General features: G+C 68.1%; 20 protein-coding genes. 7 read left to right on the top strand and 13 right to left on the bottom strand.

All coding sequences use genetic code 11. The annotated features are described in order from the left end of the window. Positions 1 to 4 precede the first annotated feature (4 nt). Positions 5 to 1,573: a SulP family inorganic anion transporter gene (locus tag MPPM_RS15430; RefSeq protein ID WP_096485796.1), complete on the top strand. Its 1,569-nt coding sequence runs from the start codon at positions 5 to 7 to the stop codon at positions 1,571 to 1,573. A 214-nt stretch (positions 1,574 to 1,787) separates the two neighbouring features. Here MPPM_RS15430 and hflX read toward each other — a convergent pair whose 3' ends face one another. The 5 genes from hflX to MPPM_RS15405 form a co-directional block, all read right to left on the bottom strand. Continuing rightward, positions 1,788 to 3,203, bottom strand: a complete 1,416-nt coding sequence (hflX, locus tag MPPM_RS15425; protein WP_096485795.1) for a GTPase HflX — start codon at positions 3,201 to 3,203, stop codon at positions 1,788 to 1,790. A 154-nt stretch (positions 3,204 to 3,357) separates the two neighbouring features. Then, positions 3,358 to 3,612, bottom strand: a complete 255-nt coding sequence (gene hfq / locus MPPM_RS15420; RefSeq protein ID WP_003600267.1) for an RNA chaperone Hfq — start codon at positions 3,610 to 3,612, stop codon at positions 3,358 to 3,360. A 238-nt stretch (positions 3,613 to 3,850) separates the two neighbouring features. Beyond that, positions 3,851 to 5,221 (bottom strand): nitrogen assimilation response regulator NtrX, encoded by a 1,371-nt coding sequence (ntrX, locus tag MPPM_RS15415; protein ID WP_017486084.1) that lies wholly within the window; start codon positions 5,219 to 5,221, stop codon positions 3,851 to 3,853. Next, a complete protein-coding gene (locus MPPM_RS15410) occupies positions 5,218 to 7,617 on the bottom strand; it encodes a sensor histidine kinase (RefSeq protein WP_096485794.1) in 2,400 nt (799 codons plus the stop codon). Before MPPM_RS15410 ends, ntrX begins: the two co-directional genes overlap by 4 nt. Positions 7,618 to 7,681: 64 nt before the next feature. After that, positions 7,682 to 9,319: a DEAD/DEAH box helicase gene (locus MPPM_RS15405; RefSeq protein ID WP_096485793.1), complete on the bottom strand. Its 1,638-nt coding sequence runs from the start codon at positions 9,317 to 9,319 to the stop codon at positions 7,682 to 7,684. Positions 9,320 to 9,501: 182 nt separating this feature from the next. Here MPPM_RS15405 and MPPM_RS29360 point away from each other — a divergent pair, with 182 nt between their 5' ends. Then, on the top strand, positions 9,502 to 9,840 hold the full coding sequence (locus tag MPPM_RS29360; protein WP_096485792.1) for a helix-turn-helix domain-containing protein: 339 nt from the start codon (positions 9,502 to 9,504) through the stop codon (positions 9,838 to 9,840). Between the two features lie 142 nt (positions 9,841 to 9,982). Further along, positions 9,983 to 11,080: a hypothetical protein gene (locus MPPM_RS28035; RefSeq protein WP_157914197.1), complete on the top strand. Its 1,098-nt coding sequence runs from the start codon at positions 9,983 to 9,985 to the stop codon at positions 11,078 to 11,080. A gap of 227 nt (positions 11,081 to 11,307) precedes the next feature. Here MPPM_RS28035 and ntrC read toward each other — a convergent pair whose 3' ends face one another. The 3 genes from ntrC to dusB are packed head-to-tail and all read right to left on the bottom strand — an operon-like array spanning position 11,308 to position 14,949. Next, positions 11,308 to 12,777 (bottom strand): nitrogen regulation protein NR(I), encoded by a 1,470-nt coding sequence (gene ntrC / locus MPPM_RS15390; protein WP_096485790.1) that lies wholly within the window; start codon positions 12,775 to 12,777, stop codon positions 11,308 to 11,310. Between the two features lie 10 nt (positions 12,778 to 12,787). After that, the gene (locus tag MPPM_RS15385; protein ID WP_096485789.1) at positions 12,788 to 13,921 is read right to left on the bottom strand and encodes a two-component system sensor histidine kinase NtrB; all 1,134 of its coding nucleotides are present in this window, start codon (positions 13,919 to 13,921) and stop codon (positions 12,788 to 12,790) included. Then, positions 13,921 to 14,949, bottom strand: a complete 1,029-nt coding sequence (gene dusB / locus MPPM_RS15380; RefSeq protein WP_096485788.1) for a tRNA dihydrouridine synthase DusB — start codon at positions 14,947 to 14,949, stop codon at positions 13,921 to 13,923. Before dusB ends, MPPM_RS15385 begins: the two co-directional genes overlap by 1 nt. A gap of 128 nt (positions 14,950 to 15,077) precedes the next feature. Here dusB and MPPM_RS15375 point away from each other — a divergent pair, with 128 nt between their 5' ends. Together MPPM_RS15375 and MPPM_RS15370 are read left to right on the top strand one after the other, a co-directional pair. After that, complete coding sequence (locus tag MPPM_RS15375; RefSeq protein ID WP_096485787.1) at positions 15,078 to 16,409, top strand: bifunctional 2-C-methyl-D-erythritol 4-phosphate cytidylyltransferase/2-C-methyl-D-erythritol 2,4-cyclodiphosphate synthase; 1,332 nt, start codon at positions 15,078 to 15,080, stop codon at positions 16,407 to 16,409. Continuing rightward, complete coding sequence (locus MPPM_RS15370) at positions 16,406 to 16,933, top strand: CinA family protein (RefSeq protein ID WP_096485786.1); 528 nt, start codon at positions 16,406 to 16,408, stop codon at positions 16,931 to 16,933. The genes MPPM_RS15375 and MPPM_RS15370 overlap by 4 nt, the downstream gene beginning before the upstream one ends. 154 nt (positions 16,934 to 17,087) lie before the next feature. On the opposite strand, the gene MPPM_RS15365 is transcribed toward MPPM_RS15370, so the two are convergent. From MPPM_RS15365 to cysC, 4 genes are all read right to left on the bottom strand, one after another. Beyond that, on the bottom strand, positions 17,088 to 19,331 hold the full coding sequence (locus tag MPPM_RS15365; protein WP_096485785.1) for a xanthine dehydrogenase family protein molybdopterin-binding subunit: 2,244 nt from the start codon (positions 19,329 to 19,331) through the stop codon (positions 17,088 to 17,090). Continuing rightward, positions 19,324 to 20,373: an FAD binding domain-containing protein gene (locus tag MPPM_RS15360; protein ID WP_096485784.1), complete on the bottom strand. Its 1,050-nt coding sequence runs from the start codon at positions 20,371 to 20,373 to the stop codon at positions 19,324 to 19,326. The genes MPPM_RS15365 and MPPM_RS15360 overlap by 8 nt, the downstream gene beginning before the upstream one ends. Continuing rightward, positions 20,370 to 20,867, bottom strand: a complete 498-nt coding sequence (locus MPPM_RS15355) for a (2Fe-2S)-binding protein (protein WP_096485783.1) — start codon at positions 20,865 to 20,867, stop codon at positions 20,370 to 20,372. The genes MPPM_RS15360 and MPPM_RS15355 overlap by 4 nt, the downstream gene beginning before the upstream one ends. Before the next feature lie 183 nt (positions 20,868 to 21,050). Beyond that, positions 21,051 to 21,677: an adenylyl-sulfate kinase gene (gene cysC, locus MPPM_RS15350; protein ID WP_096485782.1), complete on the bottom strand. Its 627-nt coding sequence runs from the start codon at positions 21,675 to 21,677 to the stop codon at positions 21,051 to 21,053. 677 nt (positions 21,678 to 22,354) lie between these two features. Here cysC and MPPM_RS15345 point away from each other — a divergent pair. Next, entirely contained in the window at positions 22,355 to 24,142 is a 1,788-nt protein-coding gene (locus tag MPPM_RS15345) for an ABC transporter ATP-binding protein (RefSeq protein WP_096485781.1), read from the top strand. Further along, positions 24,139 to 24,498, top strand: coding sequence for a low molecular weight protein tyrosine phosphatase family protein (locus MPPM_RS15340; protein ID WP_096485780.1), 360 nt, complete (start codon positions 24,139 to 24,141; stop codon positions 24,496 to 24,498). The genes MPPM_RS15345 and MPPM_RS15340 overlap by 4 nt, the downstream gene beginning before the upstream one ends. On the opposite strand, the gene ocd is transcribed toward MPPM_RS15340, so the two are convergent. Further along, entirely contained in the window at positions 24,474 to 25,505 is a 1,032-nt protein-coding gene (gene ocd / locus MPPM_RS15335) for an ornithine cyclodeaminase (RefSeq protein WP_096487873.1), read from the bottom strand. The two genes, MPPM_RS15340 and ocd, sit on opposite strands and share 25 nt — an antisense overlap. Positions 25,506 to 25,531 lie beyond the last annotated feature (26 nt).

Here is a 25,531-nt window from a genome sequence, read left to right as displayed (position 1 = left end):
CGCCATGCGCGCGTCCCTCTCCCGGCTGATGCCATCGACTCTCGGCCGGGACCTTCCGGCCTCCTTCGTCGTCTTCCTCGTGGCGATGCCCCTCTGCATGGGCATCGCCATGGCCTCCGGTGTGCCGGCCGAGCGCGGCCTCATCACCGGCATCATCGGCGGTATCGTGGTCGGCTTCCTCGCCGGCTCGCCGCTTCAGGTCAGCGGTCCGGCCGCAGGCCTCGCGGTCATCGTCTTCGAGTTCGTCCGCGAACACGGCATCGATGCCCTCGGACCCGTCCTCGTCGCTGCCGGTGCAATCCAGCTCCTGGCCGGTGCGCTGCGGATCGGCGGCTGGTTCCGGGCGATCTCGCCGGCGGTCGTGCACGGCATGCTCGCCGGCATCGGGATCCTGATCGTACTGGCGCAGCTCCATGTGCTGACGGACGCGCTGCCGAAAGCCAACGGCCTCGACAATCTCATCGCGATTCCGGCCGCGTTCTTCAACTTCGTCTCCAGTCCCGAGGGGAATCGCCCCGGCGCTGTCATCGTCGGACTCGCGACGATCGTGGCGATGCTGGGCTGGGAGAAGATCCGTCCGGCCAAGCTCAAGCTGCTCCCGGGTGCCCTGATGGGTGTTCTGGCGGGCACCTTCGTCGCCGTCGTCGGCAGCATGGACGTCAAGCGCGTCGAGGTGCCGGAGAACATCTTCTCCGCCGTCACCCTGCCGGGTTTGGGCGACTGGAGCCGCCTGGCCGAGCCGGCGATGATCCTGATGGCCGTCACGCTCGCGGTCATTGCCAGTGCGGAAAGCTTGCTCTCGGCGGCGGCGGTCGATCGGATGCATGACGGTCCTCGCACGCAGTACAACCGCGAGCTGGGCGCGCAGGGTGTCGGCAACATCCTCTGCGGCCTCGCCGGCGGCCTGCCGATGACCGGCGTGATCGTCCGCTCCTCGGCGAACGTTCAGGCGGGTGCGGTCACACGGGCCTCCACCATCCTGCACGGCAGCTGGATCCTCGCCTTCCTGCTGATGCTGCCGATGGTGCTGAAGATCGTGCCGACCGCCTCCCTCGCCGGCATCCTCGTGGTGACGGGTTGGCGCCTCGTGAGTCCGGCCCACGCCTTCCACCTGCACGAGCGCTACGGCCTGCCCACCGCCGCGATCTGGGCCGCGACCATGGTGATGGTCGTCGCCACCGATCTCCTGACCGGCGTCCTCACCGGTCTCGCGCTCAGCCTGCTCCAGGTGATCCCGCACTACCTGCGCGGCCCGCTCAAGATCGAGGGTGGCGCGGCGCAGACGGAGCGGGGTGGCGCGGTCCAGGCGGTGCCGGAACTTCGCCTCTCGGGCTCGGCGACCTTCCTCCAGCTGCCGCATCTCAACGAGGCGCTGGAGCGCACGCCGGAAGGCACCCCGGTCCGCCTCGCCGCGGATGGCCTGCGCCACGTCGACCACACCTGCCTGGAGATGATCCGGGAATGGGCGGCCCGGCGGGCGAAGACGGGGGCCCGCGTCGAGGTCATCGGCGGTGGCGCGAGCGGGCTGAACCACAGCCTCGCCATGGTCGCCCACGCTGCACCGAAAGACTGACCGCACCGAGGGCAAATCTGAAAAGGGCCGGCGCCGCAAATCGCGGTGCCGGCCCTTTTTCGTCGGTGGGGGCCGCCGCGTCGCGCGTCGGAGCCGATGCGAGGAGACGGCCCTAGCGCATCGTGCTGGATATCGGATCCAGCACGACGCACCAGGGATCTGTTTTTGCATCATCTTTTTCCGAAAGCCGCAAACCACCTTTCGGGATGATGCTTTAGGCCGCCGGCAGGTTCTGCGGACCGCCGATGCGCTGCGCCGCCTCGAACCGGTTGAGGAAGCGCGGCTCCTTCTCCGGTGCGATGCGGATCGTCAGCGCGATTGCGCCGCCGGTCTCGGCCTGCCGGTCGAGCACCTCGGCATTCTCGTAGAGCCAGTTCAAGGAGGCGCCGTCCTCCGGCGGAAGCGTGACGGCAAAGGTCGAGCGCGCCCGCGCCACCTGTGCCTCGATCCGCTCGGCCAGCGCCGGCAGCCCCTCCCCCGTCAGCGCCGAGACCAGGATGGGCGCCGCCCCGGCGCCGCGATGGGCGGCGCTGAGGTTGACCAGCCGGGTGCGCTCGCCCTCGTCGAGAAGGTCGGACTTGTTCCAGACCTCGATGATCCGCTCGGCATCCGGCTCGATCCCGAGTTCGCGCAGCACCCCTTCGACATCCTCGGCCTGGGCCTGGGTGTCACCGTGCGAGACGTCGCGCACGTGGAGCAGGATGTCGGCCTCGATCACGTCCTCGAGCGTCGCGCGGAAGGCGGCGATCAGCGATGTCGGGAGGTCGGAGATGAATCCGACCGTGTCCGACAGGATCACGGTCTCGCCGTGGGGCAGCTTGGTCGCCCGGGCCGTGGGATCGAGGGTCGCGAACAGCATGTCCTGCGCTCGCACCTCGGCCTTCGTCAGGGCGTTGAACAGGGTCGACTTGCCGGCATTGGTGTAGCCGACGAGCGCCACGATCGGATACGGCACCCGCGCGCGGCTCTTGCGGTGCAGGCCGCGGGTGCGGGTCACCGCGTCGAGGTCTCGCTCAATCCGGGTCATCCGCTCCTGGATCATCCGCCGGTCGGCCTCGATCTGAGTCTCGCCGGGGCCGCCGAGGAAGCCGAAGCCGCCGCGCTGCCGCTCAAGGTGGGTCCAGGAGCGCACGAGACGGGACTTCTGGTAGGCGAGATGGGCGTGCTCGACCTGAAGCGTGCCCTCGCGGGTCGAGGCGCGACGGCCGAAGATCTCGAGGATCAGGCCGGTCCGGTCGATGACCTTGGCGCCCCAGGCCTTCTCGAGGTTGCGTTGCTGCACCGGAGAAAGGGCGCAGTCCATCACAACGAGGCCGATCTCTTCCGCCTGGATGAGCCCGGCGACCTCTTCCACCCGGCCCTTGCCGAGATAGGTCGAGGGGCGCGGGCGCTGGATATGCACGGAGATCGCCCGGGCGACATCGAGATCGATGGCGACAGCCAATCCCACGGCCTCGTCGAGGCGCGCCTCGTCGGAGCGCACGGTCTCGGTCTGTCCGGGCGCGGAGCGCTGGGCGGCGCGCGTGAGATAGGGGCCGAGCACCAGCGTGCGGGTCGCGGCGGCAATCTCGCCCTCGGGGGCGGCCTTCGCCTGCAGGCGGGCTTCGCCGGGCGGAAGGAGTTCAGTCATGGCGTCTCCGTGTCATCGTTCTCTCATGTCGGAACGATGACGCCATTTTGCATCCGCCGACTCCCGCAAATGACGGAAATCGTCGGGAAGAGCACGGTGTCCGCGAAGCGGGGCAGGTCCGACGCGGGCGCGCCGGATGCGGTGGATCGCGCGGTCAGGCCTTCTCGGGGGCCGTCTCGTCCGGTTCGAACAGCTGCACCGGATGACCGGGCATGATCGTGGAGATCGCGTGCTTGTAAACGAGCTGCGAGTGCCCGTCCCGCCGGAGTAGGACGCAGAAGTTGTCGAACCAGGTCACAACACCTTGAAGCTTGACGCCATTGACGAGGAAGATCGTCAGCGGGATCTTGTTCTTGCGGACATGGTTCAGGAACGTATCCTGGAGGTTCTGAGCGCGCTCGCCCGCCATTTCTTGTTATCCTTATTTCGAGGCCGCAACCGCGGATCAGCAGGACCCCGTGCCTGGAGTCGCGGGCAGGCGACTCCCACATGCCGGGATCGCTCTGCCGCGCTCTTCCATTACAGGGCGAAGCTTGCCGCGATGCAAGAGGTACCCTGCCGGTCAAAGCGTCAATATCCACCTCTTGCAACCGTGCTCGCTGCCGATTCTCGTACGCGAATCGGCAGCATCGCGCCTTGCGGGCCGGTTACGGGCCGATGCCGAGAGACTTCAGTTTCCGGTGAAGGGCCGAGCGCTCCATGCCGATGAACTCGGCGGTGCGGGAGATGTTGCCGGAGAAGCGGGCGATCTGCGCGATGAGATATTCGCGCTCGAAGATCTCGCGCGCCTCGCGCAGCGCCAGGCTCATCAGCTTCTCGCCGCCGGCGCCGGTCGGCGTCGTCGGCACCAGCGCGCCGATCTCGGTCGGCAGCATCTCGGACGTCACCTCCTGCTCCGGATCGCTCTGGGTCAGGATCATCAGCCGCTCGACGTTGTTGCGCAGCTGCCGCACGTTGCCGGGCCAGTCGTGCGATTGCAGCACCGCCATGGCGTCCTCGGCGATGCGCCGCCGCGGCAGGCCGGTGGCCGCCGAGATCTGCTCCATGAAGAAGGTGATGAGTTCCGGCACGTCCTCGCGCCGCTCGGCGAGCGAGGGGATGCGGATCGGAACCACCGAGAGGCGGTGGAACAGATCCTCGCGGAAGCGCCCGGCGGCGATCTCCTCGGTGAGGTCACGGGAGGACGATGAGATGATGCGCACGTCCACGTGGACGCGGGCGGTGCCGCCGACGCGCTGGAAGTTCTGATCGACGAGGACGCGCAGGATCCGGCTCTGCGTTTCCTTGGGCATGTCGGCGACTTCGTCGATGTAGAGGGAGCCGCCATGGGCCTCCTCCAGGGCGCCGACGCGCCGCACCCGGCCCTCGCCACCCTCGACGCCGAACAGCTCGGCTTCCATCGTCTCCGGCGTGATCGTCGCCGCGTTGATGACGACGAAGGGCCCGCTCGCCCGCGAGGAGGCGGCGTGCAGGGTTCGCGCCGAGAGCTCCTTGCCGGCGCCAGGCGCGCCCGAAATCATCACCCGGGCATTGGTCGGCGCCACGCGCTCGATGGTCTGGCGCAGCTGGTTGACCGCCACGGACGCGCCGACGATGCGGCTCGCCTGTCCCGAACGCACCTTGAGGTCGCGCACCTCGCGCTTGAGGCGCGAGGCTTCGAGCGCCCGCTCGGCCACGAGGATCAGGCGGTCGGCCTTGAACGGCTTCTCGATGAAGTCGTAGGCGCCGGATTTGATCGCCGCCACCGCGGTCTCGATGTTGCCGTGGCCCGAGATCATCACCACCGGCAGGTCGGGGTGGCCCGCCTTGATCAGGTCGAGCACCTGCAGCCCGTCCAGGCGCGAGCCCTGGAGCCAGATGTCGAGGAAGACGAGGTGGGGCCGGCGCGATTCGATCGCCGCCAGCGCCTCGTCGGAGCCGGCGGCCGTGCGGGTTCGGTGCCCCTCGTCGTCCAGGATGCCCGCGACCAGATCGCGGATATCGGCCTCGTCGTCGACGATCAGGATGTCGGCGCTCATGGCTGCATCTCCGCGACGCGTCGCGCTTCCATGGCGCCCTCCGTATTCTTGTCCATCGTTGTCCCGTCACGCGCGCCCGGTGCCGCGGAGCGTGTCCGCTCCCCTCCGCCACCGGACTCGGAATTCTGTCCTTCGTCCCGCCCGACCTCCCGCGGCAGCCGCATGCGGACCTGTCCGCCGCGCCCCTCCGGGTTGTCGTTCAGCTCGATCCCCCCGCCATGCTCCTCCAGCACCTTGGAGACGATCGCCAGACCGAGGCCGGTCCCGCCCTCGCGGGTCGTCATATAGGGTTCGAGCAGGCGCTGGCGCCCCTCTGCCGGAAAGCCTTTTCCGTTGTCGGTGACTTCGATCACCACGAAGGCGTCCTCGACGATCAGCTTCAGCGCCACGCGGCCCTTGCCGCCGTCGGCCGTCAGCACGTCCTCGGGCACCGCCTGGACCGCCTCGACAGCGTTCTTGAGGATGTTGGTGAGCGCCTGGGAGAACAGCCGCACGTCGAAGGCGGCCACCACGCGGCCCTGCGCGTCGGCGCCGACGGTGTCGAACGGAAAGTCCAGATCGGGATGCGCCATGCGCAGCATGAACAGGTTCTGCCGGGCAATCTCGGCCAGATCCTGCTGCGTGATCGCGGGCTTCGGCATCCGGGCGAAGGAGGAGAACTCGTCTACCATCCGCTTGATCTCGTCCACCTGCCGCACGATCGTGGCGGTGCACTGCTCGAACACTTCCTTGTCGGCGGTGATCACTTTTCCGTATTTGCGACGAATGCGTTCGGCCGAGAGCTGAATCGGGGTCAGTGGGTTCTTGATCTCGTGGGCGATGCGGCGGGCGACATCGGCCCAGGCGGAGGTACGCTGCGCGGTGACGAGATCGGTGATGTCGTCGAGCGTCACCACGTAGCCGCGGGCCTCGCCCTGCGCCTGCTCGCTGGTCACCCGCACGGCGATGGTGCGCTCGCGCCCGCCGCGCACGAGCTGAATCTGCTGCTGGAGCGCGCGCTGGCGCCCCTCCGCCTCGGGGAACAGCGCGGCGATCTCCGGCACGACCGCCGTCAGAGGCTTGCCGACCAGTTCCCTTGCCGACAGGCCGAGCGTCCGTTCCGCGCCGGGATTGGCGATGGTGATGACGCCGTCGGCATCGACGCCGAGCACGCCCGGCGATACGCCCGAAAGCACGGCCTCGGTGAAGCGGCGGCGGCGGTCGATCAGGTCGTTGGCCGCCCGCAGCCCGTCGTGCTGGCGGCGCAGCTCCTGCGTCATCGTGTTGAAGCTCTCGCCGAGATGGGCGAGGTCGCCGTCGGACTTTCGCGCCGGAACGCGGGCGTAGAAGTTGCCGGCGGCGACCTCGTCGGCGGCGTTGATGAGCCGGCGAATCGGGGCGACGAAGCGGTTGGCGAAGTTCAGCCCGAACCACACCGCCGAGAGCAGGGTGATCAGCGCGATCAGGATGAAGACCGAGGCGAAGGCGATCTGCACGTAGCGGCGCAGTTCGTCGTAGGTCAGGTACTCGGCGGCCGCGGCGCGGGCGACGCCGGGGAAGTCGATGGCGAGCTGGCTCACCTCGCGCTGCACCAGCAGCACGGCGTTGTCGTAGGCCGGCATCCGCATCAGCGCGGCGAAGACCCGGCCCTCGTTCGGCAGCAGGCAGATCGGGTCGCTCGACTTCGCTGCATCCTCGAAGGCCGCGGCCGAGGGCAGGCGCGTCTGCTTGAGCACGTCGATGTTGGCGCGCGCCACCACCTCGTTCGGCCCACGCATGATCTTGACGATCGGCAGCCCGAGCGCCTGGGCCCGCGTTGTCATGAAGTTCTCGAACCACTCGCGGTTCACGTCAAAATTCGGCCGCGCGCGGGTCAGGTCGTCGGCGAAGATGCGGATCTCGCGGGCGAGCGACTGGCAGTGATTCTCCTGGTAGGCGTCCGCCACCTGCACCGATTTCAGCACCACGTCGCGAACCCGGTCGGTGAAACCCAGCGAGAGGCCGACATCGATCGTCACCGAGGCGACGATGGCGAGCAGGATCGTCGGCAGGATCGCGATCAGGCTGAACAGGCCGACGATGCGGGTGTGCAGCCGCGCCACGGAGGCGTGGGTGCGCCGGGCATGCAGGAAGACCCGCGCCTCCCAGGCGATGACCACCACGAGGGCGAGGACCAAGATTGCGTTGACCGAGAGGAGCGCGACGCCCGTGGTCGGCGTCCTCGTAATCTGGATGATGCCCGCCAGGATGAGGAAGGTGACGGAAGCCGAGATCAGCGCCGTGAGCACCACCGCCGCCCCGATCCAGCCGGGCCCCCGCGGCGGCGAGTCGAAACGGCGCGCGACCGCCTCCGCGCCGTCCTCCACGGACGGTGCATCGGACGGCGCGTTTTGAGAACGTCGCGACAGCAGCGGCATCGCTGATGCGGGGCCACAACAGTGTGGCGAAATTAATACGAATCAGCCACGCTTGGACCGCCGATCACGCCGCGAGACCGCCCCAGCGGCGCAGATCGCGGAACCGGCGCCCGTCGGAGAAGCGGACCGTGACGCTTTCCGAGAGTCGGCCCGCGGCATCGATCTTCAGGCTTTCCGGCCGCTCCAGCTCGTCGGCCCGCTCCAGGGCGGCGGCGACCGACATCGGCACCGGCTCGGCGCCCCCGAAGGCGCGCCACCACAGCACCGCCTTCTCGCGGGCATGGCCCGAATGTTCCAGGCAGACCTCGACCCGGCAACCACCGCCGCGCCAGCGCAGAGCGACTTCGAGCCGGTCCGGGCCGGATCCGCCGGGTCCGCGCTCGAGTCGCCATCCGGTGACTTCGCGCCAGGGCGCGATCGCTTCCGACAGGATCGGCAGCGCGTCCTCGGCGCTGGCGGCGTGGGGCGCGTCCTCGTCCTCCGCTTTGGGCTCGACCCAGCAGGCGTCGCAGGTGCTGGCATTCAGTGCGATCAGCGCGCCGCAGCCCGGGCAGGGTTTCGCCCGCACGATGCCGGGCGCCGCGGGGCCGAGGGCGACGCTGCGGGCGGTCACGGCATCGACGGGCCCGTGCATCCGCACCAGCCCGGCATAATCGAGCACGATCGCGTCCGCCTTGCCCGGTGCCCGGCGAAGGGCCCGTCCCACCTGCTGCACGTAGAGCCCGGCGGACTGGGTCGGGCGCAGCAGCGCAATGAGATCGACCTCCGGCACGTTGAAGCCGGTCGAGAGCACACCGACCGAGACGAGGCAGCGGATCCTCCCGGCGCGGAAATCCCGCACGATGCGGTCGCGCTCGCGCTTGCCCATCGTGCCGGTCACGGTCTCGCAGGTGATGCCTTCGGCCCGGATCGCGTCCCGCACGCAGGCCGCGTGGGCGAGCCCGGCACAGAAGGCAAGCCAGGCTCGCCGCTCGCGCCCGTAGGCCACCATCTCCTCGACCGCGGCGCGCGTGATCCACTCGCGATTGACCGCCGTCTCCAGGGCCGAGGGAATGTAGTCGCCGCCGCGCTTCGGAACGCCCGACACGTCCAGGCTGAGCGCGGTCGCCTTGCAGACGAGGGGCGCGAGGTAGCCCTGATGGATCATGTCGCCGACGAGCGATTCGTAGACGATCCGCTCGAACACCCGCCCCTCGCCCTCGTCGAGCCGGCCGGAATCGAGGCGGTAGGGCGTCGCGGTGAAGCCCGCGACCTTGAGATCCGGGTTGCCGGCCCGCGCCGCGGCGAGGAAGCGGCCGTAGCCGGTCTCGCTCGCGCGCGGCACGAGATGGGCCTCATCGATAACGATGAGGTCGATGGCGCCGAACAGATCGGCGCGGTCGCGCACCGATTGGATCGAGCAGAAGGCGACCTGCGCGTCGGCCTCGCGCCGCCCGATCCCGGCGGAGAAGATGCCGGCGGGCGCCTCCGGCCAGTAGGCGAGCATCTCGCCGTGGTTCTGCACCACGAGTTCGCGGACATGGGTGAGGACGCAGATCCGCGCCCCCGGCGCCCGCTCGAGCCATTCGCGGATGAGGGCGGCGATGACGAGCGCCTTGCCCGCGCCGGTCGGCAGCACGACGAGGCCGGGGCCGCCGCCCTGGTTCCAATGCCGGTCGAGCGCGCCGAGGGCGGCGCGCTGGTACTCGCGAAGGCGCAGCATGGCGCGCCTTTAGCTGAGTTGGCGACCCTGGAACAGAACCCGCCGCCGGTCGCGAAGCGAAGGAGCTGCGCCGCTTCGAGCGTCAGCACAATATGCCTATGGACAACCTAAGGTAAGGAATTCGGCGGTTTGATTTCATGTAGAGTGGTGTTCAGCTCGCTCCGGACTCATTCTTCGCCGAAATGTTGGAATCGTTTCCGGAGCGGCTGCAACAAGCTCTCGCGGCAAGAGGTATTCGCAAGCTATATGCCTTGGCAGACGAAATCGGCGTGAACAAAAGCGCTTTGACACGTTGGCGATCCGGTAAAAATATAAGTATCGATAACATCTGTCGATTGGCTGAGTGCCTTGACGTATCGGTCGACTGGCTTCTGCTTGGTCGTGGCTGTATGGACAGTCATAAGATTGTCAAGGGAAAATTGAGAGATGTGTTGGGGAGCCACTCTTTTGATCTTGGTGTAAATTTGGACCCGCAGTCACTTTTGCATCTCCGGTCATTCCTGAAAAGCTATCGCCAATGATCGTTCGCATGTGTTGCGGGAGGCGCAACTAATTATTTGCGGTTTACGCACGCATGCAACATTCGGCGTCTGCTCATATCTCAAGCATTCGGATAATCCAGAGTTGTCGATGCATGATCGACTTTCAGCCAGGAGACTCCAAATGTGCGGGAAAGCCAGCGGCAAATTGCTTATCGAATTTGATGAGGTGAAGGATTTTGAAATTTTCGGCCGTAATTATGCGCAGTGCTTCCTCCGGATGAAAGCAGTGGCTTCATTCGATAAGCCGCTTGTCAGCGGTCCCTTGGCGTATGATGTTAGTTTCCATTCGGAAGTTGGATGTTCGACATTTCTAAAGACATTGAAAATAGAAGTCGATAAACAAATCAGTAATAAAAAATCGGACGATTGGAATGCGTCATCATTTGGATCGGTAGCTGATATTCCACCGGTCATCACGCCGGAATACACGCTGAAGATTATCTCCTTTGTTCCCGATACGCTGGGATCGGCACTTAAACCGCTCGTCTTCGCGCCTTCTATCAAGCTCAGCGCGCCGCAGGCACTTCAGGCGACCGCCGTCGATTCGCAGTTGAACTACGCGGATCTGAATGTGCCGAAGGAAATGATCACGGCGAATGCATACGTGAATCTTTATGCTCAAGCTGCGGCGCGAGCCGTGCTCAAATCCAAGGGCGTGGATATCACCAAGACTGATTATCTGAGCACGAAGGATTGGTACGATCAGCTCACGACGCAGTTAATCGATCTTGGATTTGCTGCTAAAAGCGCAACGACCGGCGGCATAAGTCAAAATACCTACAGCGGATCGATCGATATTGGGCAAATCCTGAACTCTCTTCTGTCGGCCTATTTCGGACCTGCCGAAATGGCAGGATATGAGGCTCTCGCGCAACTGATGTCGAATGACTCGGACGATGACGGGACCAAGGACTTCCTGACATTCTGGTGGAGTGCGGCCTCATCGGACACCAAGCGGACCAACCTCGCTTTGGGTCCTCTCAAGGTTGATCAAGGCCAGGCGTCGGTGACGCTCGTTTATCTGAGTATGGACATCGCTTTCCAAGATTGGCGCTCGATGTTCGTCTCGTTTCATCACGAGGGTGTCAACATCGTCAGTTCCGCGATCACTCTGGATCTGGACATGAGTGTCTGGGAATCCGTGTCTCAGAACATCACCGATCAGATACAATCGCAGATCACGAAGCACATCGCGTCGACGACATTGAATTTCGGATGATGAGAGCATCGTCCGGAGAGCTGGCCACCGGCCTTCGGAAAAGACGATGCGAAACAAGAGCCGAGAGCATCCGCCCGGTCGTGTCGTGCCTTGACTGTCGGCTTGGCGGATGACGAGGCCGTTGCCATCGAGAGACGTGACCGATCGCGTAAGATCGGATCACGTCTCAGGAGCGCGATTGCGGCTGGCTCGACCCTGCAGCCAAACTGCATTCGATGATGGTCACCTCACCGCGAAGTGCGAAACACCTGGAGATCGAGATCCCGCACCTTCTTGCGCAGGGTGTTGCGGTTGACCCCCAAGAGCTCCGCGGCGCGAATCTGGTTGCCGCGGGTGGCGGCCAGCGCCGCGCCGATAAGCGGGCCTTCGATCTCCCGCAGGATGCGGTGATAGAGACCGGGCGGTGGAAGCGTGTCGCGATAACCCGAGAAATAGTCGGCGAGGTGCCGCTCGACCGCGCCGGACAGCGTCTCGCTGTCGGACGCCCCGTTCTTGCGGGCCGCGCCGCTGCCATTGACGGCGGCTGGCTGGGCCAGCGGCAGGGTGTCGAGCTCCGCCTCGATGACCGGGCCGGTGATGGTTTCCTGCGGGTACAGTGCGGCGAGGCGGCGAACGAGATTTTCCAATTCGCGCACATTGCCGGGCCAGCGGTAGCGCTTGAGCCGCTCCATGGCGTCGGCGTCGAGGGTCTTTCGTGTCAGCCCCTCGCGCTCGACCAGCACGAAGAAGTGTCGGATCAGGTCGGGCACATCCTCCGAGCGCTCGCGCAGGGCCGGCAGGCGCAGGGGCACCACGTTGAGCCGGAAGAACAGGTCTTCGCGGAAGATGCCCTGCTGGATCGAGACGCGCAGGTCCTTGTTGGTCGCGGCGATGATGCGCACGTTGGTCTTGATCGGCACGCGCCCGCCGACGGTGGTGTACTCGCCCTGCTGAAGCACGCGCAGCAGCCGGGTCTGCGCCTCCATCGGCATGTCGCCGATCTCGTCGAGGAACAGCGTGCCGCCCTCCGCCTGCTCGAAACGGCCGGCCGAGCGGGAGAGCGCGCCGGTGAAGGCGCCCTTCTCGTGGCCGAACAGCTCGGACTCGATCAGGTCGCGTGGAATCGCCGCCATGTTGACCGGCACGAACGGCCCGGTGCGGCGGCGGCCGTAATCGTGCAGCGCGCGGGCGACCAGCTCCTTGCCGGTGCCGGACTCGCCCGTGATCATCACGGTGAGGTCGGTCGGCATCAGCCGGGCGAGTGCCCGGTAGATTTCCTGCATCGCCGGCGAGCGGCCGACCAGGGGAATGTCCTCGTTCTCCGGCCCGGCGCCGGGCGCGGGCGCGCCCCGAGGACGGGAGAGCGCGCGGCCGACGATCGCCGTCAGCTCCTTCAGATCGAAGGGCTTGGGCAGGTACTCGTAGGCGCCGCGCTCCGAGGCGCGGATTGCGGTCATGAAGGTGTTCTGCGCGCTCATCACGATGATCGGCAGTTCCGGCCGCACCCGCTTGATGCGCGGCAGCAGGTCGAACACGTTCTCGTCCGGCATCACCACGTCGGTGATGACGAGATCGCCCTCGCCCTGGGCGACCCAGCGCCAGAGCGTCGAGCAGTTCGAGGTGGTGCGCACCTCGTAGCCGGCCCGGGACAAGGCCTGGTTCAGCACGGTGCGGATGGCGGCGTCGTCGTCCGCGACGATGATGTGGCCGTTGGGCATGGCTCTCGACTCAGCGCTCCGCAGCCGATTCACGCCCGTCGCGGGCGCTCGACATGGGCAGCAGGATTCGGAAGGCGGTGCGGCGGGGAACGGGATCGCATTCGACGATGCCCCCATGGTCGCCGACGATCTTGGCCACCAATGCAAGTCCGAGGCCGGATCCCTGCGCCTTGGTGGTGACGAAGGGGTCGAACAGGTCGGACAGCATGTCGGGCGGAATGCCCGGCCCGTTGTCGCGCACCGCCACCTCGATGGGCAGGCTGACGCGCTCGCGCGAGCCGGGGATCTGGAGGCGCAGGCCCGTGCGGAAGGCGGTGGAGAGGGTGATCTCGCCCTCGACCGTATCCGTACCGATCGCCTCGGCGGCGTTCTTCACGAGGTTGAGGATCACCTGAATCAACTGGTCCCGATTGCCGAGGACCGGCGGCAGGGAGGGATCGTAGTTCTCGATGAAGCGGATGTGGCGGGCAAAGCCCGACTGGGCCGAGCGCTTCACCTGATCGAGCACGCCGTGCACGTTGACGGGCCCGCGCTCCACCGGCCGCTCGTCGCCGAACAGCTCCATGCGCTCGACGATGCGCACGATCCGGTCCGACTCGTCGCAGATCAGGCGGGTGAGAAGGCGGTCCTCGTCGTCGCGCTCCTGTTCGAGCAGCTGCGCCGCGCCGCGGATGCCGGCGAGCGGGTTCTTGATCTCGTGGGCGAGCATGGCGCCGAGCGCGATCATCGAGCGCGCGGCACCGCGATGGGTGAGCTGCCGGTTCATCTTGTCGGCGATGGTGCGCTCCTGGAGCATCAGCACCACCGAATCGTCCTCGTCGCGCAGCGGCGTCGCGAAGACGTCGACGCTGCGCTCCTGGCCCGAACGGGGCTGCACCAGCTCGACGCGGTATTCCGAAACGCTGGAACGGCGGCGGCGCACTTCGGCGACGAGCGCGATGATCGGCGAGGAGAAGGGAATGATGTCGCGAAGCCGCCCGCGCAGCATCAACCGGGCGGAGGCGTCGAAGAACAATTCGGCGGCGTGGTTGACCCTGAGGATCCGCTCGTCCGGCCCGATGGTGAGCACCGGCAGCGGCAGCGAGTTCAGCACCGCCTCGGCCGGCGGCGGGGATCCGGGAGCGGGCTCTTCGGAGAAAGGCATCAGGCCGCCTCGCCGAGGGGCGTGGTCGCCCGCCCGGCCGGTTCGAGAAATGCGCGCCGCAGGAGGCGGAGTGCCTCCGCGGGATCGTGGGTGGTGACGAGGCGGCGCCGGTCGTCCGAGCTCAGTCCGCCGGCCTCGTCGGCGTAGGCCGCGAGATGCTTGCGGGCGTGGCGCACGCCCATCGCCGCTCCATAAAGGGCGATCAGCCCCTCGTAATGCTCGGCCGCGACCGCCGCGCGCTGCTCCGCCGTGAGCGGCAGAGCGGTACGGCCCGCGAGACCGGCGGCGATCTCGCCAACGAGCCAGGGGCGTCCGACCGCCGCACGCCCCACCATAACGCCCGCTGCACCCGATTGCGCGAGGCAGGCGCGGGCCTCGTCCAGGCTCGTCACGTCGCCGTTGGCGATGACGGGGATGCGGACCGCCTCGACCACAGACCGGATCGCCGACCAATCGGCCCGGCCTTTGTAGAATTGCTGGCGGGTGCGGCCATGAACCGTCACGCCGTTGAGCCCGATCGCCTCGGCGCGTCGGGCCAGCTCGGCGGCGTTGAGGCTGGCATGGTCCCAGCCGAGCCGCATCTTCACGGTGACCGGCCCGTCGACCGCGCCGCGCACTGCGGCCAGGAGACGCGCCGCGTGGTCGAGGTCGCGCATCAGCGCCGAGCCGGACTCGCCGCCGGTCACGGTCTTGGCGGGACAACCCATATTGATGTCGATGGCATCGGCGCCGTTCGCCACGGCGATGCGGGCCGCCTCCGCCATCGGTTCGGGCGCGCAGCCGGCGAGCTGCACCACGTGGGGGTTCACCCCCGCGCCCTCGGCCCGGACCTGCGATTCGGCATCGCCCTTCGCGAGCTCTGCCGCCGCGACCATCTCCGATACCACCGCGCTCGCGCCGAGGCGCTGCGCGATGCGCCGCATGTGGAGGTCGGTGACACCTGACAGGGGTGCCAGAAGGACCGGCGGGCTCTCCGCCTCCGGATCGTTCGCCCCGCGCAGTGCGCTCAAATAATGGTCACGTGTCATTGTGCACAAGGAATAGCCAAACGGCGGGCGGACGCAAGCGCTCGATGCGTTTGCCTTCGCGCTTCTTGACGCATAGAGACGCGGCGACCCGCATCCATCCCCAGAAGATTTCCATTCGAGGCCCCAGCATGTCCGACGAAGCCGCACCGTGGGGGCGTGGTCCTGGGGATGCCTTGGTGGCGGCGGTCGTCGTGGCGGCCGGCAAGGGCTTGCGCGTCGGCGGCGATCTGCCGAAGCAGTATCGCCGCGTCGGCGGCCGGGCCGTCCTGACGCGGACCCTGGCGGCGCTGGCGCAGTCTCCGCGCATCGCCCGCATCCAGCCGGTGATCGCGCCGGATGCGGAGGCGTTCTATCGCGAGTGCCTCGGCGAGCTCGAACCAGCCCATCGCCAGAAGCTCGCCGAGCCGGTGCCGGGCGGGGCCACGCGTCAGCAATCGGTGTCAGCCGGGCTCGAAGGACTCGCCCGCTCGGGCGCGCCGGATCTGGTGCTCGTCCACGATGCGGCGCGGCCGTTCGTGGACGAGGCACTGATCACCCGCGCGATTGCGGCGGGGAGCCAGCATGGGGCCTCGGTGCCGGGGATCGCGGTGTCCGACACGATCAAGCTCGTCGAGGAGATCGCGCCAGGGATCGGGCGCGTCCACGAGACGCCGGCCCGCGAGAATCTGCGGGCGGTCCAGACGCCGCAATGCTTCCAGTTCGGCCTGCTCCTCGACGCCCATCGCCGCGCGGTCGCCGAGGGCCGCGACGGCTTCACCGATGACGGTGCGCTTGCCGAATGGGCCGGATTGCCGGTCGTGGTGTTCGAGGGCGACGCGCGAAACCGTAAGATCACGCAGGCCGCGGACCTGATCGAGGCCGACCGGGCCTTCTCCGGCCGGGCTTTCTCTGACACCGCGGTCGCGATATCTGATGGCCCCATGACCACCTACGTGACCCGCCTCGGCACCGGCTTCGACGTTCACGCCTTCACGGAGGGCGACCATGTCTGGCTCGGCGGCGTGAAGATCCCCGCCGATCGGGGCGTGCTCGCCCATTCCGACGGCGACGTCGCCCTGCACGCGCTGACCGACGCGCTGCTCGGCGCCATCGCCGACGGCGATATCGGCACCCATTTCCCGCCCTCCGACGAGAAGTGGCGCGGCGCGGCCTCGGACCAGTTCCTGGCCCATGCCTGCGAGCTGGTGCGGGCCCGCGGCGGAAAGATCGACCATCTCGACGTGACGGTGCTGGCGGAAAGCCCGCGCATCGGCGCGCATCGCGAGGCGATCCGCCAGCGCATCGCCGAGGTTGCGGGCGTGCCGCTCTCGTCCGTCTCGATCAAGGCGACGACGACGGAGAAGCTCGGCTTCGTCGGCCGCGCGGAGGGTCTCGCCGCCCAGGCCGCCGCCACGGTGCGCCTGCCGGAGGTCTGCGCCGAGATCGAGACCGAAGCCGAGACCAACGAGCGCCGTTCGTGATCGGCGACGCCGCCCTGCTCGCCCGTGCCGAGGCGCTGGTGCGGGCCTATGCGGCGGTGGACCGAAAGATCGCGACGGCCGAGTCCTGCACCGGTGGGCTCGTGGCCGGCCTGCTGACGGCGGTACCCGGCTCCTCCGCGGTGGTGGAGCGCGGCTTCGTCACCTACTCCAACGAAGCGAAGGCCGAATCGATCGGCGTGCCGATGGATCTCATCGCGGCGCACGGCGCGGTAAGCGAGCCGGTGGCCCGCGCCATGGCGGAGGGGGCGCTCGAGGCGTCACGGGCCGATGTCGCGCTCTCGGTCACCGGCATTGCCGGGCCGGGGGGCGGCAGCGAGACGAAGCCCGTCGGTCTCGTGCATTTCGGGCTGGCCGTGAAGGGGGTGCCGACACGGCATGTCGAGCGCCGCTTCGGCGATCCCGGGCGGGCGGAGATCCGGCGTCTGTCGGTGGCGGAGGCGCTGAGTCTCCTGGAATCCATCGATCTGCGTCGCCCCGGCAGGCCGGCAGGCGAAACCGTCTGAGCCTGCTTCCCCCATCCGCGCCCTCATCCTGAGGTGCGCAGCGAAGCGGAGCCTCGAAGGATCGTCCAGGGATCGCGCGGGATCTGGAGGATCCTTCGAGGCCGCTTCGCGCCACCTCAGGATGAGGGTGCGGGGGAGACCACACGCAGTGGTGTCAGCCTAGCAGCCGGTCCAGCGTGATCGGCGTCCGGCGCACCCGGATCCCCGTCGCGTGATAGACCGCGTTGGCGATGGCGCCGGCCGTGCCGGTGATACCGATCTCGCCGACGCCCTTGATGCCGAGCGGGTTCACGTGCGGGTCGTGCTCCTCCACGAGGATCGCCTCGATCGAGGGCACGTCGGCGTTCACGGGCACGTGGTACTCGCCGAGATTGGCGTTCATCACGCGGCCCGAGCGGGGATCGACCACGGCGCTCTCGTGAAGCGCGAAGGAGACGCCCCAGATCATGCCGCCGTAATACTGGCTCGTGACGAGGCGCGGGTTGACCACTCGGCCGGCGGCGAACGCACCCACGAGGCGGGTGACGCGGATCTGGCCGAGATCGGGGTCGATGCTGACCTCGGCGAAGACGGCGCCGTGGGCGTGCATGGCGTAGGCTTCGCGGGACGCCGGATCGGCGGCGCCCTGCCCCTGCGCCGACACGGAGGCCCGGCCGGCCCGGTTCAGGACTTCGGAGAACGATTCGCTGCGCCCCTCATCGTCCCGGCGCACCAGACGGCCGCCGCGCGCGTAGACACCGGCATTGCCGGCCCCGAACAGGGGCGAGCGCTCGTCGCCGGTGGCGAGGTCCGCCAGCTGCGCCAGCACCACCGCGGCAGCGGAATGGATCGCCGAGCCGGCGGTCGCCGTATGCGCCGAGCCCCCGGCGATACCGGCATTCGGCAGGTCCGAGGTACCGCTCTGAAAGTCGAGACGGTCGAGATCGATCCCAAGCCCGTCGGCGGCGATCTGGGCCAGCGCGGTCCAGGCGCCCTGCCCCATATCGTGGGCGCCGAGCGCCACCGTGCCGGTGCCGTCGGCCCTGATCTCGGCCCGCGCCTCCGCCTGCATCATCAGGGCCGGAAACAGGGCCGTGCCCACGCCGTAGCCGATGAGACGCCCGGCGGCATCGCGCATCGAGCGGAGGCCCGGGAGGCGCTTGTCCCAGCCGAAGCGGGCTGCGCCCTGCGCGTAGCATTCGCGCAAGGCCTTGGACGAGAAGGGCCGGCCGGAGATCGGTTCCGCCTCGGCGTAATTCCGCAGACGAAATTCGAGCGGATCGAGGCCGCAGGCTTCCGCCATCTCATCGATGGCGCCCTCCAGCGCGACGCTGCCCGAGGCCTCACCTGGCGCGCGCATGAAGAGCGGCGTGCCGGTATCGACCCGCACGCCGGAATGTCGCGTCGAGACCGCGGGTGCGGCGTAGAGGTAGCGCGAGATGGCGCTCGACGGCTCGTAGAAGTCGTCGAAACGGCTCGTCGCGGTCAGCGTGTGATGGTCGAGGGCGGTCAGCGCTCCGGCGGCGTCGGCGCCGAGCCGCAGTGTCTGGCGGGTCTCGGCGCGGTGACCGACGGGGCCGAACATCTGTTCCCGGCGCAGCACCAGTTTCACCGGCCGGCCGACGAGCTTGGCCGCCATCACGCCGAGAACCTGCGGTCCGGACAGGAAGCCTTTGGAGCCGAAGCCGCCGCCGAGGAAGGGCGAGCGGACGAGGATGTTCTTCGGGTCGAGGCCGAACAGACTGGCGAGCCGCATCTTGGCCATGGCGAGCCCCTGGCTCGGCGTGTCGACGATCAGCCGGTCGCCCTGCCACTGCGCCACGACGGCGTGGGGTTCGAGCGCGTTGTGATACTGCGCCGCCGTTTCGTAGGTCGTCTCGACCCGGCGCTCGGCCTGTCCCAGCCCCGCCTCGACATCGCCGCGCGACGCGGTGGTCTTGTCGCCCGCGCCGACGCCCTCGGGCTCCTGCGGCTCGCCCGAATCGAGCCCGATGCGCGGTGGATCCACTTCGTAGCGCGGAGTTAGCAGTTCGGCGCCCTCGGTCGCGGCTTCCAGCGTCTCGGCAATCACCACGGCGATCGGCTGGTGCGCGTAGCGGACCCGGTCGTTCTGCAGGAGGTCGAGCCGGAACACGAAAGGGTTGTCCTTGGCGTCCGGATCCTGCGCGAGCCTCGGGGCGTTGGCGCCCGTCATCACCTCGACCACGCCCGGATGGGCCTTGGCCGCCGCGACATCGAGGCTGACCACCCGGCCGCGGGCGATGCGGCTCACCGCCATGACCGCGTGGAGCAGGCCCTCCGGCCGGTTGTCGGCGGCGTAGGTCGCTCCTCCGGTGACCTTGAGGAGGCCATCGCGGCGGGTGAGCGGCTGTCCGATGCTCGACCCGTGCCGGGCCTGCTCGTAGGCAATATCAGGCATAGAGCGCGTCTCCCGAGAAGGCGGAGGCTGGGAGCGCCGGCATGCGCTCCGGGGTGCCGGCAGCGGCCAGCGTCAGGGTCCGCACGATCAGGCGCCGGGCCAGCTCGATCTTGTAGGCGTTGTCGCCCGAGGGCTGCGCCGCGGCCAGGGCCGCGTCCGCCGCCTGCCCAAAGCTCCGCTCGGTCGGCTCCGCGCCGGCCAGCACTGCCTCGGCCGCACGGGCGCGCCAGGGTTTGAGGGCGACGCCGCCCAGTGCGAGCCGCGCCTCGCCGATCCGCCCGTCCTGGAGCCGCAGCGAAGCCGAGGCCGAGACCACGGCGAAGGCGTAGGAAGTGCGGTCGCGGACCTTGAGGTAGCGGGAATGGCCGGCAAAGCCCGCGGCCTCCGCGGGCAGGCGCAGGGCAACGATGAGGTCGCCCGGCTCGAGCACCGTTTCCCGGTCCGGCCTGTCCTCCGGCAGGCGGTGGAGAGCGTCGAGCGGCACCTCGCGGGCGCCCGACTTGCCCTCGACCTCGACGACGGCGTCGAGCGAGACCAGAGGCACGCAGAAGTCGGAGGGGTGGGTCGCGATGCAGTGCTCGCTCCAGCCGAGCACGGCGTGGAGCCGGGTCTCGCCGCCGCGCGCGTCGCAGCCGGCACCCGGATCGCGCTTGTTGCAGGCGCTGGCCGGGTCGTAGAAATATGGGCAGCGGGTCCGCTGCAGCAGGTTGCCGGCGACGGTCGCGGCATTGCGCAGCTGCGCCGACGCGCCGGACAGCAGCGCTTCGGCCACCGCCGGGTGCGACTTGGCGAAATCCGGCTCGTAGGCGAGGTCGCTGTTGCGCACCAGGGCGCCGATGCGGACCCCGCCGCCGGGGAGATGCTCGATCCGGTCGAGGCCCGGCAGATGCGTGACGTCCACGAGCCGTCCGGGGCGCGCGATGCTGCCCTTCATCAGGTCGAGCAGGTTGGTGCCGGCGGCGAGATAGGCCGCGCCCGGCTCGGCCGCCGCCGCGACGGCCTCCGCGACACTGCCCGCGCGGATATAGTCGAAGCGGTTCACGCGGCGTCTCCCTGGCTCGCCTGAGCCATGCGCGCCCGCGCCTCGAGGACGGCTTGGGTGATGCCGATATAGGCGCCGCACCGGCAGAGATTGCCGCTCATTCCCTCGCGAACCCGCTCGGGATCGTCGCCCGCATGCCCTTCTCGGATCAGCCCGACCGCGCTCATGATCTGGCCCGGCGTGCAGAAGCCACACTGGAACCCGTCATGCTCGATGAAGGCGGATTGGACCGGGTGGAGAACGTCGCCCCGCGCCAGGCCTTCGATGGTGAGGATGTCGGCGCCGTCGAGGCTGACGGCGAGGGCGAGGCAGGAATTGACCCGGCGCCCCTCCACCAGCACCGTGCAGGCACCGCACTGGCCCCGGTCGCAGCCCTTCTTCGAGCCCGTGAGACCGAGCCGTTCACGCAAGAGATCGAGAAGGGTGACGCGCGGATCGTCGAGTTCGATCGCGCGGGGCTCACCATTGACGGTCAGCGTCAGACGAAAAGTCATGCGGAGACGGCTCCCGGGCCCGCTTCCTGTCTGGAAGCGTTTCAATTAGCCCGGCCGTTTCCCGCGACCAGTGCGGTAAGACAAAACCGACTGTCGCATTTTCTCGCACGAAGGCGCTTCCTCGTGCACAATCACGGTGCAGCCACCGTCTTCGCCGATGGTGAACGCTGTACGAAGGGCGCGCTATACGGTCTCGCCCGGAGGGATGGCGCTCAAATGCAGCAGCGCCGCAATAAGCGGCTGTGCGCTCTCCACGACGGCCCGATCACGGGTCTCCAGCGTGAGGTCCGGTGCCTCCGGTACCTCGTAAGGATCGGATATACCTGTAAAATTTAGAATTTGGCCGGCGCGTGCGCGGCCGTAGAGCCCCTTCGGGTCGCGTGCCTCACACACGGCCAGCGGCGTGTCGATGAACACTTCGAGAAACGGGATATCGCCCGCGATCGCCCGAGCCGCCGCTCGCTCGGCACGAAACGGTGAGATCAGAGAAACGATCACCACAAGTCCGGCATCCGCCATCAGCCGAGCGGCCTCCCCGGCGCGCCGGATATTCTCGACCCGGTCCGCAGCCGTGAAGCCGAGATCTCGGCTGAGACCCTGACGCAGGTCGTCGCCGTCGAGCACCACGGTTTTGCGGCCGGCCTCCGTCAGCGCCCGATCGACCGCATCGGCGATGGTCGATTTTCCGGCGCCGGAGAGGCCGGTCAGCCAAGCGATCGCCGGGCGCTGTCCCATGCCCGACCAGCGTATCCTGCGGGGTTGCAGCGGCTGCCAGGTCAGGTCTGATCGCGAGCCCATGGCGCGTTTCATCGATTTGGAGCGGTTTCCTAGAATGCCGGCACTCGCCTTCGGCCGACGTGGTAACCGCCGCTGGGCCGGCTCGTTTTTCGCTATCGGCTTCCGGTTAGTATCCACTCGCCACGATCTACATAAATTGGGAATGAAACGAGCGATCAAAGATTGAGTTGTGCAGCAATGCCGACGTGAGGTTTTTGATTATGATTTCGGATGATTTATTGTGCTCCGGATGTCACGATCTGTATTGACGGATTGGGGGTCTAAATGACGACTTTTCGATCGATCAGCTGTCATGGGAGGAGAAGTTGCCTTCAATCGGTCTCTCAATTTTCGTTACATCCGGCAATGTCCGCCAACGAGATGATTGAGCGCATACCTGTTCCGCCGCAGTCGGTCGCTGTCGCGTTGCCGGCTCGAGCCGCGCTAAGATTGCGAATCGGGTCTGTGTCGAGTATTTGGTGTGCCGGTCGCGTTCGAACAGGGAGGCAGAGCATGATTGTCGGCACCGTCTCCCCTCGGGCAGGAATAGCTCTGTTTCCTGCCGGAAGCGCCTAGGCGCATTCCCTTGCCGCCCGGCCTCTTGGCCCTCGCGGTTCACGCACCGTCCCTAGTCTGATTTCGCCGCGCCGCGCCTCCGGGCGTCGGCCGCCGCTTCTCCCGGAGCCGACGCCTCGCCGTCGGGCGCTGCCATGTCCCTGTCTTCTCCCCGTCGCACGGACGTTGTCCGTCGCGTCCTCGGCTTCGTCGTCCGCGGCTGGCGCGAGCGCCTCGGCCTCGTCTCCGCCCTCGTGGCCGCGATCACGCTCGCGACATTGGCGGACGTGATGCTGCCGCTCTATGCCGGGCGCCTCGTCGATGCGCTCGCCGGTTCAGAGCGGCATGCCGCCCTCCAGGCCGCGCTTCCGGCGTTCGCCGTCATGACCGCGCTGAGTCTCGCCACGGTGCTGCTGCGCCACATCGCCTGGAGCCTCGTGGTGCCGCTGACGCTCGGAACGATGTCCGACATCGCGAGCCGCAGCTTCGCGCGGGTCCAGCGCTTCTCGACCGAATGGCACGCCAACACCTTCTCGGGCTCGACCGTGCGGAAGATCTCGCGGGGGATGTGGGCGCTCGACGGCCTCAACGACGTGCTCCTGCTGTCGCTCCTGCCCTCCGTCGTCGTGCTCGCTGGCACGACGGTGGTGCTCGGCCTGCACTGGCCCATCATGGGCGCGGTGATCGGGCTCGGCGCGCTCGCCTATGTCGGCACAGCGATCGTCCTCGCGACGCGGGTCATCGCCCCTGCGGCGACGCTTTCGAACGCCCTCGACACGCGGCTTGGCGGCGCGCTCAGCGACACGATCGGCAACAACGCGGTGGTGAAAGCCTTCGGCGCGGAGGCGCGGGAGGACGCGCGTCTCGCCCGCGTCCTGTCGAAGTGGCGGCGGCGCACCCGGCGCACCTGGATGATCGTGACCTGGAGCGGCACGGCTCAGCTCGGGTTGCTGCTCGCCTTCCGCACGGCGATCGTGGCCACGGCTCTGTGGTTGTGGTGGCAGGGCCAAGCCAGCCCCGGCGAAGTGGCCTACGTGCTCACGACCTACTTCGTCGTGCACGGCTATCTCCGCGACATCGGCGGCCACATCAACCACCTGCAGCGCTCGGTCAACGAGATGGAGGAACTCGTCGCGCTCGAATCCGAGCCCGTCGGCGTCGCCGATCGGCCGGGGGCGGTGCCGCTCGCGGTCGGCGGCGGTGCCATCCGCTTCGAGGATGTGCGCTTCCACTACGGCACGCACGGTACACCGCTCTACGATCGCCTGTCGGTGACGATTCCTGCGGGCCAGCGCGTCGGTCTCGTCGGCCGCTCGGGATCGGGCAAGACGACCTTCGTCAAGCTGATCCAGCGGCTCTACGACGTCGGCGGGGGGCGTGTGCTCATCGACGGGCAGGATGTGGCGGATGCGACCCAGGCGAGCCTGCGGGCACAGGTCGCCATCGTCCCTCAGGAACCGGTGCTGTTCCACCGCTCGCTCGCCGAGAACATCGCCTACGGCCGGCCCGGTGCCTCTGCCGAGGAGATCGAGCGGGCGGCCCGGCTCGCCAACGCCCACGACTTCATCGCGCGGCTTCCGAAGGGCTACGCCACGCCGGTGGGCGAACGCGGGGTGAAGCTCTCGGGCGGCGAGCGACAGCGGGTGGCGCTTGCCCGTGCCTTCCTCGCGGACGCACCGATCCTGATTCTCGACGAGGCCACCTCCAGCCTCGATTCGGAATCGGAGGCGCTGGTGCAGGAGGCGATGGAGCGGCTGATGCGCGGGCGCACCGCCATCGTGATCGCCCATCGCCTCTCGACGGTCCGCGCCCTCGACCGCATCCTCGTGTTCGAGCGTGGCCTTATCGTCGAGGACGGGCCGCACGCCGCCCTGATGCGGCGCCCGAAGGGGGCCTACCGCGCCCTGTTCGAGCGGCAATCGGTGCTGGCGGAGAGCGCGTGAGGATCCTGTTCGTCTGCGGCCGGGCCCGCGCCCGAAGTCCGACCGCGGAGCAGGTCTTCTCGCGCTGGTCCGGGCTCGAGACGGCGTCAGCGGGTGTCTCGGACGATGCGGATGAGCCGCTGGAGTCCGATCATGTTGCCTGGGCGGAGATCATCGTCGTGATGGAGCGCGCACATCGGCGCAAGCTGATGCGACGGTTCGGGCCGGCCCTGCGGCACGCCCGAATCGTCTGTCTCGACATACGCGACGATTACGGTTTCATGCAGCCGGAACTGGTGAGCCGGCTCGAGGCGCGGGCAAGCCGATTCCTGCCGTCAGGGTGTCAGCCCGATCAGGCCGCCCGCTCCAACGTCTGACCTCGCGAGAACACCGACCCGAATAGATCCTTGGGATCTTCCGTTTCGGGGACGAGATCGAGGCCCGGTCCGGAGCCGGCGATCTCCCACAAACAGCGGAGCGCCGAGAAATCCTCGAGTGCGAAGCCGACCGAGTCGAACAGGGTGATCTCGTCCCGGCTGACCCGGCCCGGCGCGTCTCCGCGCAGCACGCGCCACAGCTCGGTGACGGGATGATCCGTGGGCATCTGCTGAAGCTCGCCCTCGACGCGGGTTTGCGGCTCGTACTCCACGAACGTGCGGGCGCTGGCCACGATCTTCGGGTGCAACTCGGTCTTGCCGGGGCAGTCGCCGCCAATGGCGTTGAGGTGCTGACCGGGCTCGACGAGGCCGGGCGTGAGGATCGTGGCGCGGGCCTTGTCGGCCGTTGCCGTGGTGACGATGTCGGCGCCGGCCACCGCCTCGGCGATGGAGCCGGCGCAGATGAGGCGTAAGCCGCGGCCTTCGAGATTGGCCCGCGCCTTGGCGACCGCCGCCGGATCGATGTCGTAGAGCCGGATCTCGCCGATGCCGTGCGTCCGTTGGAAGGCGATGGCCTGAAACTCCGCCTGCGCGCCGGTGCCGATCAGCGCCATGGAGCGGCTGTCGGGGCGTGCGAGCACGGACGCCGCGAGGGCCGAGGTCGCCGCGGTGCGCAGGGCCGTCAGCACACTCATCTCGCAGATCAGCAGCGGATAGCCCGTCGCCACGTCGGCGAGCAGACCGAAGGCAACGACGGTCTGCTTGCCCAGACGGGTGTTGCCGGGATGGCCGTTAACGAACTTGAAGGCGTAGAGCTGCGCATCCGCGATCGGCATCAGCTCGATGACGCCGCCGGCCGAGTGGCTGGCAAGGCGCGGGGCGAGATCGAACTCCGGCCAGCGCAGGAAATCGGCGCGCAGACAGGCCATGATGCGGCGCAGGATCGGCTCCGGGCCCTCCCGACGCAGCAGATCCGCCATCTCGGCCGCACCGACGTAGCGTGTCATGTCCATCTCCCGCGATCGTCCCTGTC

The sequence above is a fragment of the Methylorubrum populi genome, from assembly GCF_002355515.1.
Taxonomy (GTDB): domain Bacteria; phylum Pseudomonadota; class Alphaproteobacteria; order Rhizobiales; family Beijerinckiaceae; genus Methylobacterium; species Methylobacterium populi_A.
The sequence above is the reverse complement of the archived record's forward strand: the minus strand, read 5'-3'. Positions and strand labels throughout refer to the sequence as shown.

Coding starts and splice junctions, on each gene's coding strand:
- MPPM_RS15355 (WP_096485783.1), bottom strand. CDS start 20,867: ATGACTTTTCGTCTGACGCTGACCGTCAATGGTGAGCCCCGCGCGATC.
- MPPM_RS28035 (WP_157914197.1), top strand. CDS start 9,983: ATGTGCGGGAAAGCCAGCGGCAAATTGCTTATCGAATTTGATGAGGTG.
- MPPM_RS29360 (WP_096485792.1), top strand. CDS start 9,502: ATGTTGGAATCGTTTCCGGAGCGGCTGCAACAAGCTCTCGCGGCAAGA.
- MPPM_RS15430 (WP_096485796.1), top strand. CDS start 5: ATGCGCGCGTCCCTCTCCCGGCTGATGCCATCGACTCTCGGCCGGGAC.
- ntrX (WP_017486084.1), bottom strand. CDS start 5,221: ATGAGCGCCGACATCCTGATCGTCGACGACGAGGCCGATATCCGCGAT.
- MPPM_RS15410 (WP_096485794.1), bottom strand. CDS start 7,617: ATGCCGCTGCTGTCGCGACGTTCTCAAAACGCGCCGTCCGATGCACCG.
- cysC (WP_096485782.1), bottom strand. CDS start 21,677: ATGAAACGCGCCATGGGCTCGCGATCAGACCTGACCTGGCAGCCGCTG.
- hfq (WP_003600267.1), bottom strand. CDS start 3,612: ATGGCGGGCGAGCGCGCTCAGAACCTCCAGGATACGTTCCTGAACCAT.
- MPPM_RS15385 (WP_096485789.1), bottom strand. CDS start 13,921: ATGCCTTTCTCCGAAGAGCCCGCTCCCGGATCCCCGCCGCCGGCCGAG.
- MPPM_RS15375 (WP_096485787.1), top strand. CDS start 15,078: ATGTCCGACGAAGCCGCACCGTGGGGGCGTGGTCCTGGGGATGCCTTG.
- MPPM_RS15365 (WP_096485785.1), bottom strand. CDS start 19,331: ATGCCTGATATTGCCTACGAGCAGGCCCGGCACGGGTCGAGCATCGGA.
- MPPM_RS15405 (WP_096485793.1), bottom strand. CDS start 9,319: ATGCTGCGCCTTCGCGAGTACCAGCGCGCCGCCCTCGGCGCGCTCGAC.
- dusB (WP_096485788.1), bottom strand. CDS start 14,949: ATGACACGTGACCATTATTTGAGCGCACTGCGCGGGGCGAACGATCCG.
- hflX (WP_096485795.1), bottom strand. CDS start 3,203: ATGACTGAACTCCTTCCGCCCGGCGAAGCCCGCCTGCAGGCGAAGGCC.
- MPPM_RS15345 (WP_096485781.1), top strand. CDS start 22,355: ATGTCCCTGTCTTCTCCCCGTCGCACGGACGTTGTCCGTCGCGTCCTC.
- ntrC (WP_096485790.1), bottom strand. CDS start 12,777: ATGCCCAACGGCCACATCATCGTCGCGGACGACGACGCCGCCATCCGC.
- ocd (WP_096487873.1), bottom strand. CDS start 25,505: ATGACACGCTACGTCGGTGCGGCCGAGATGGCGGATCTGCTGCGTCGG.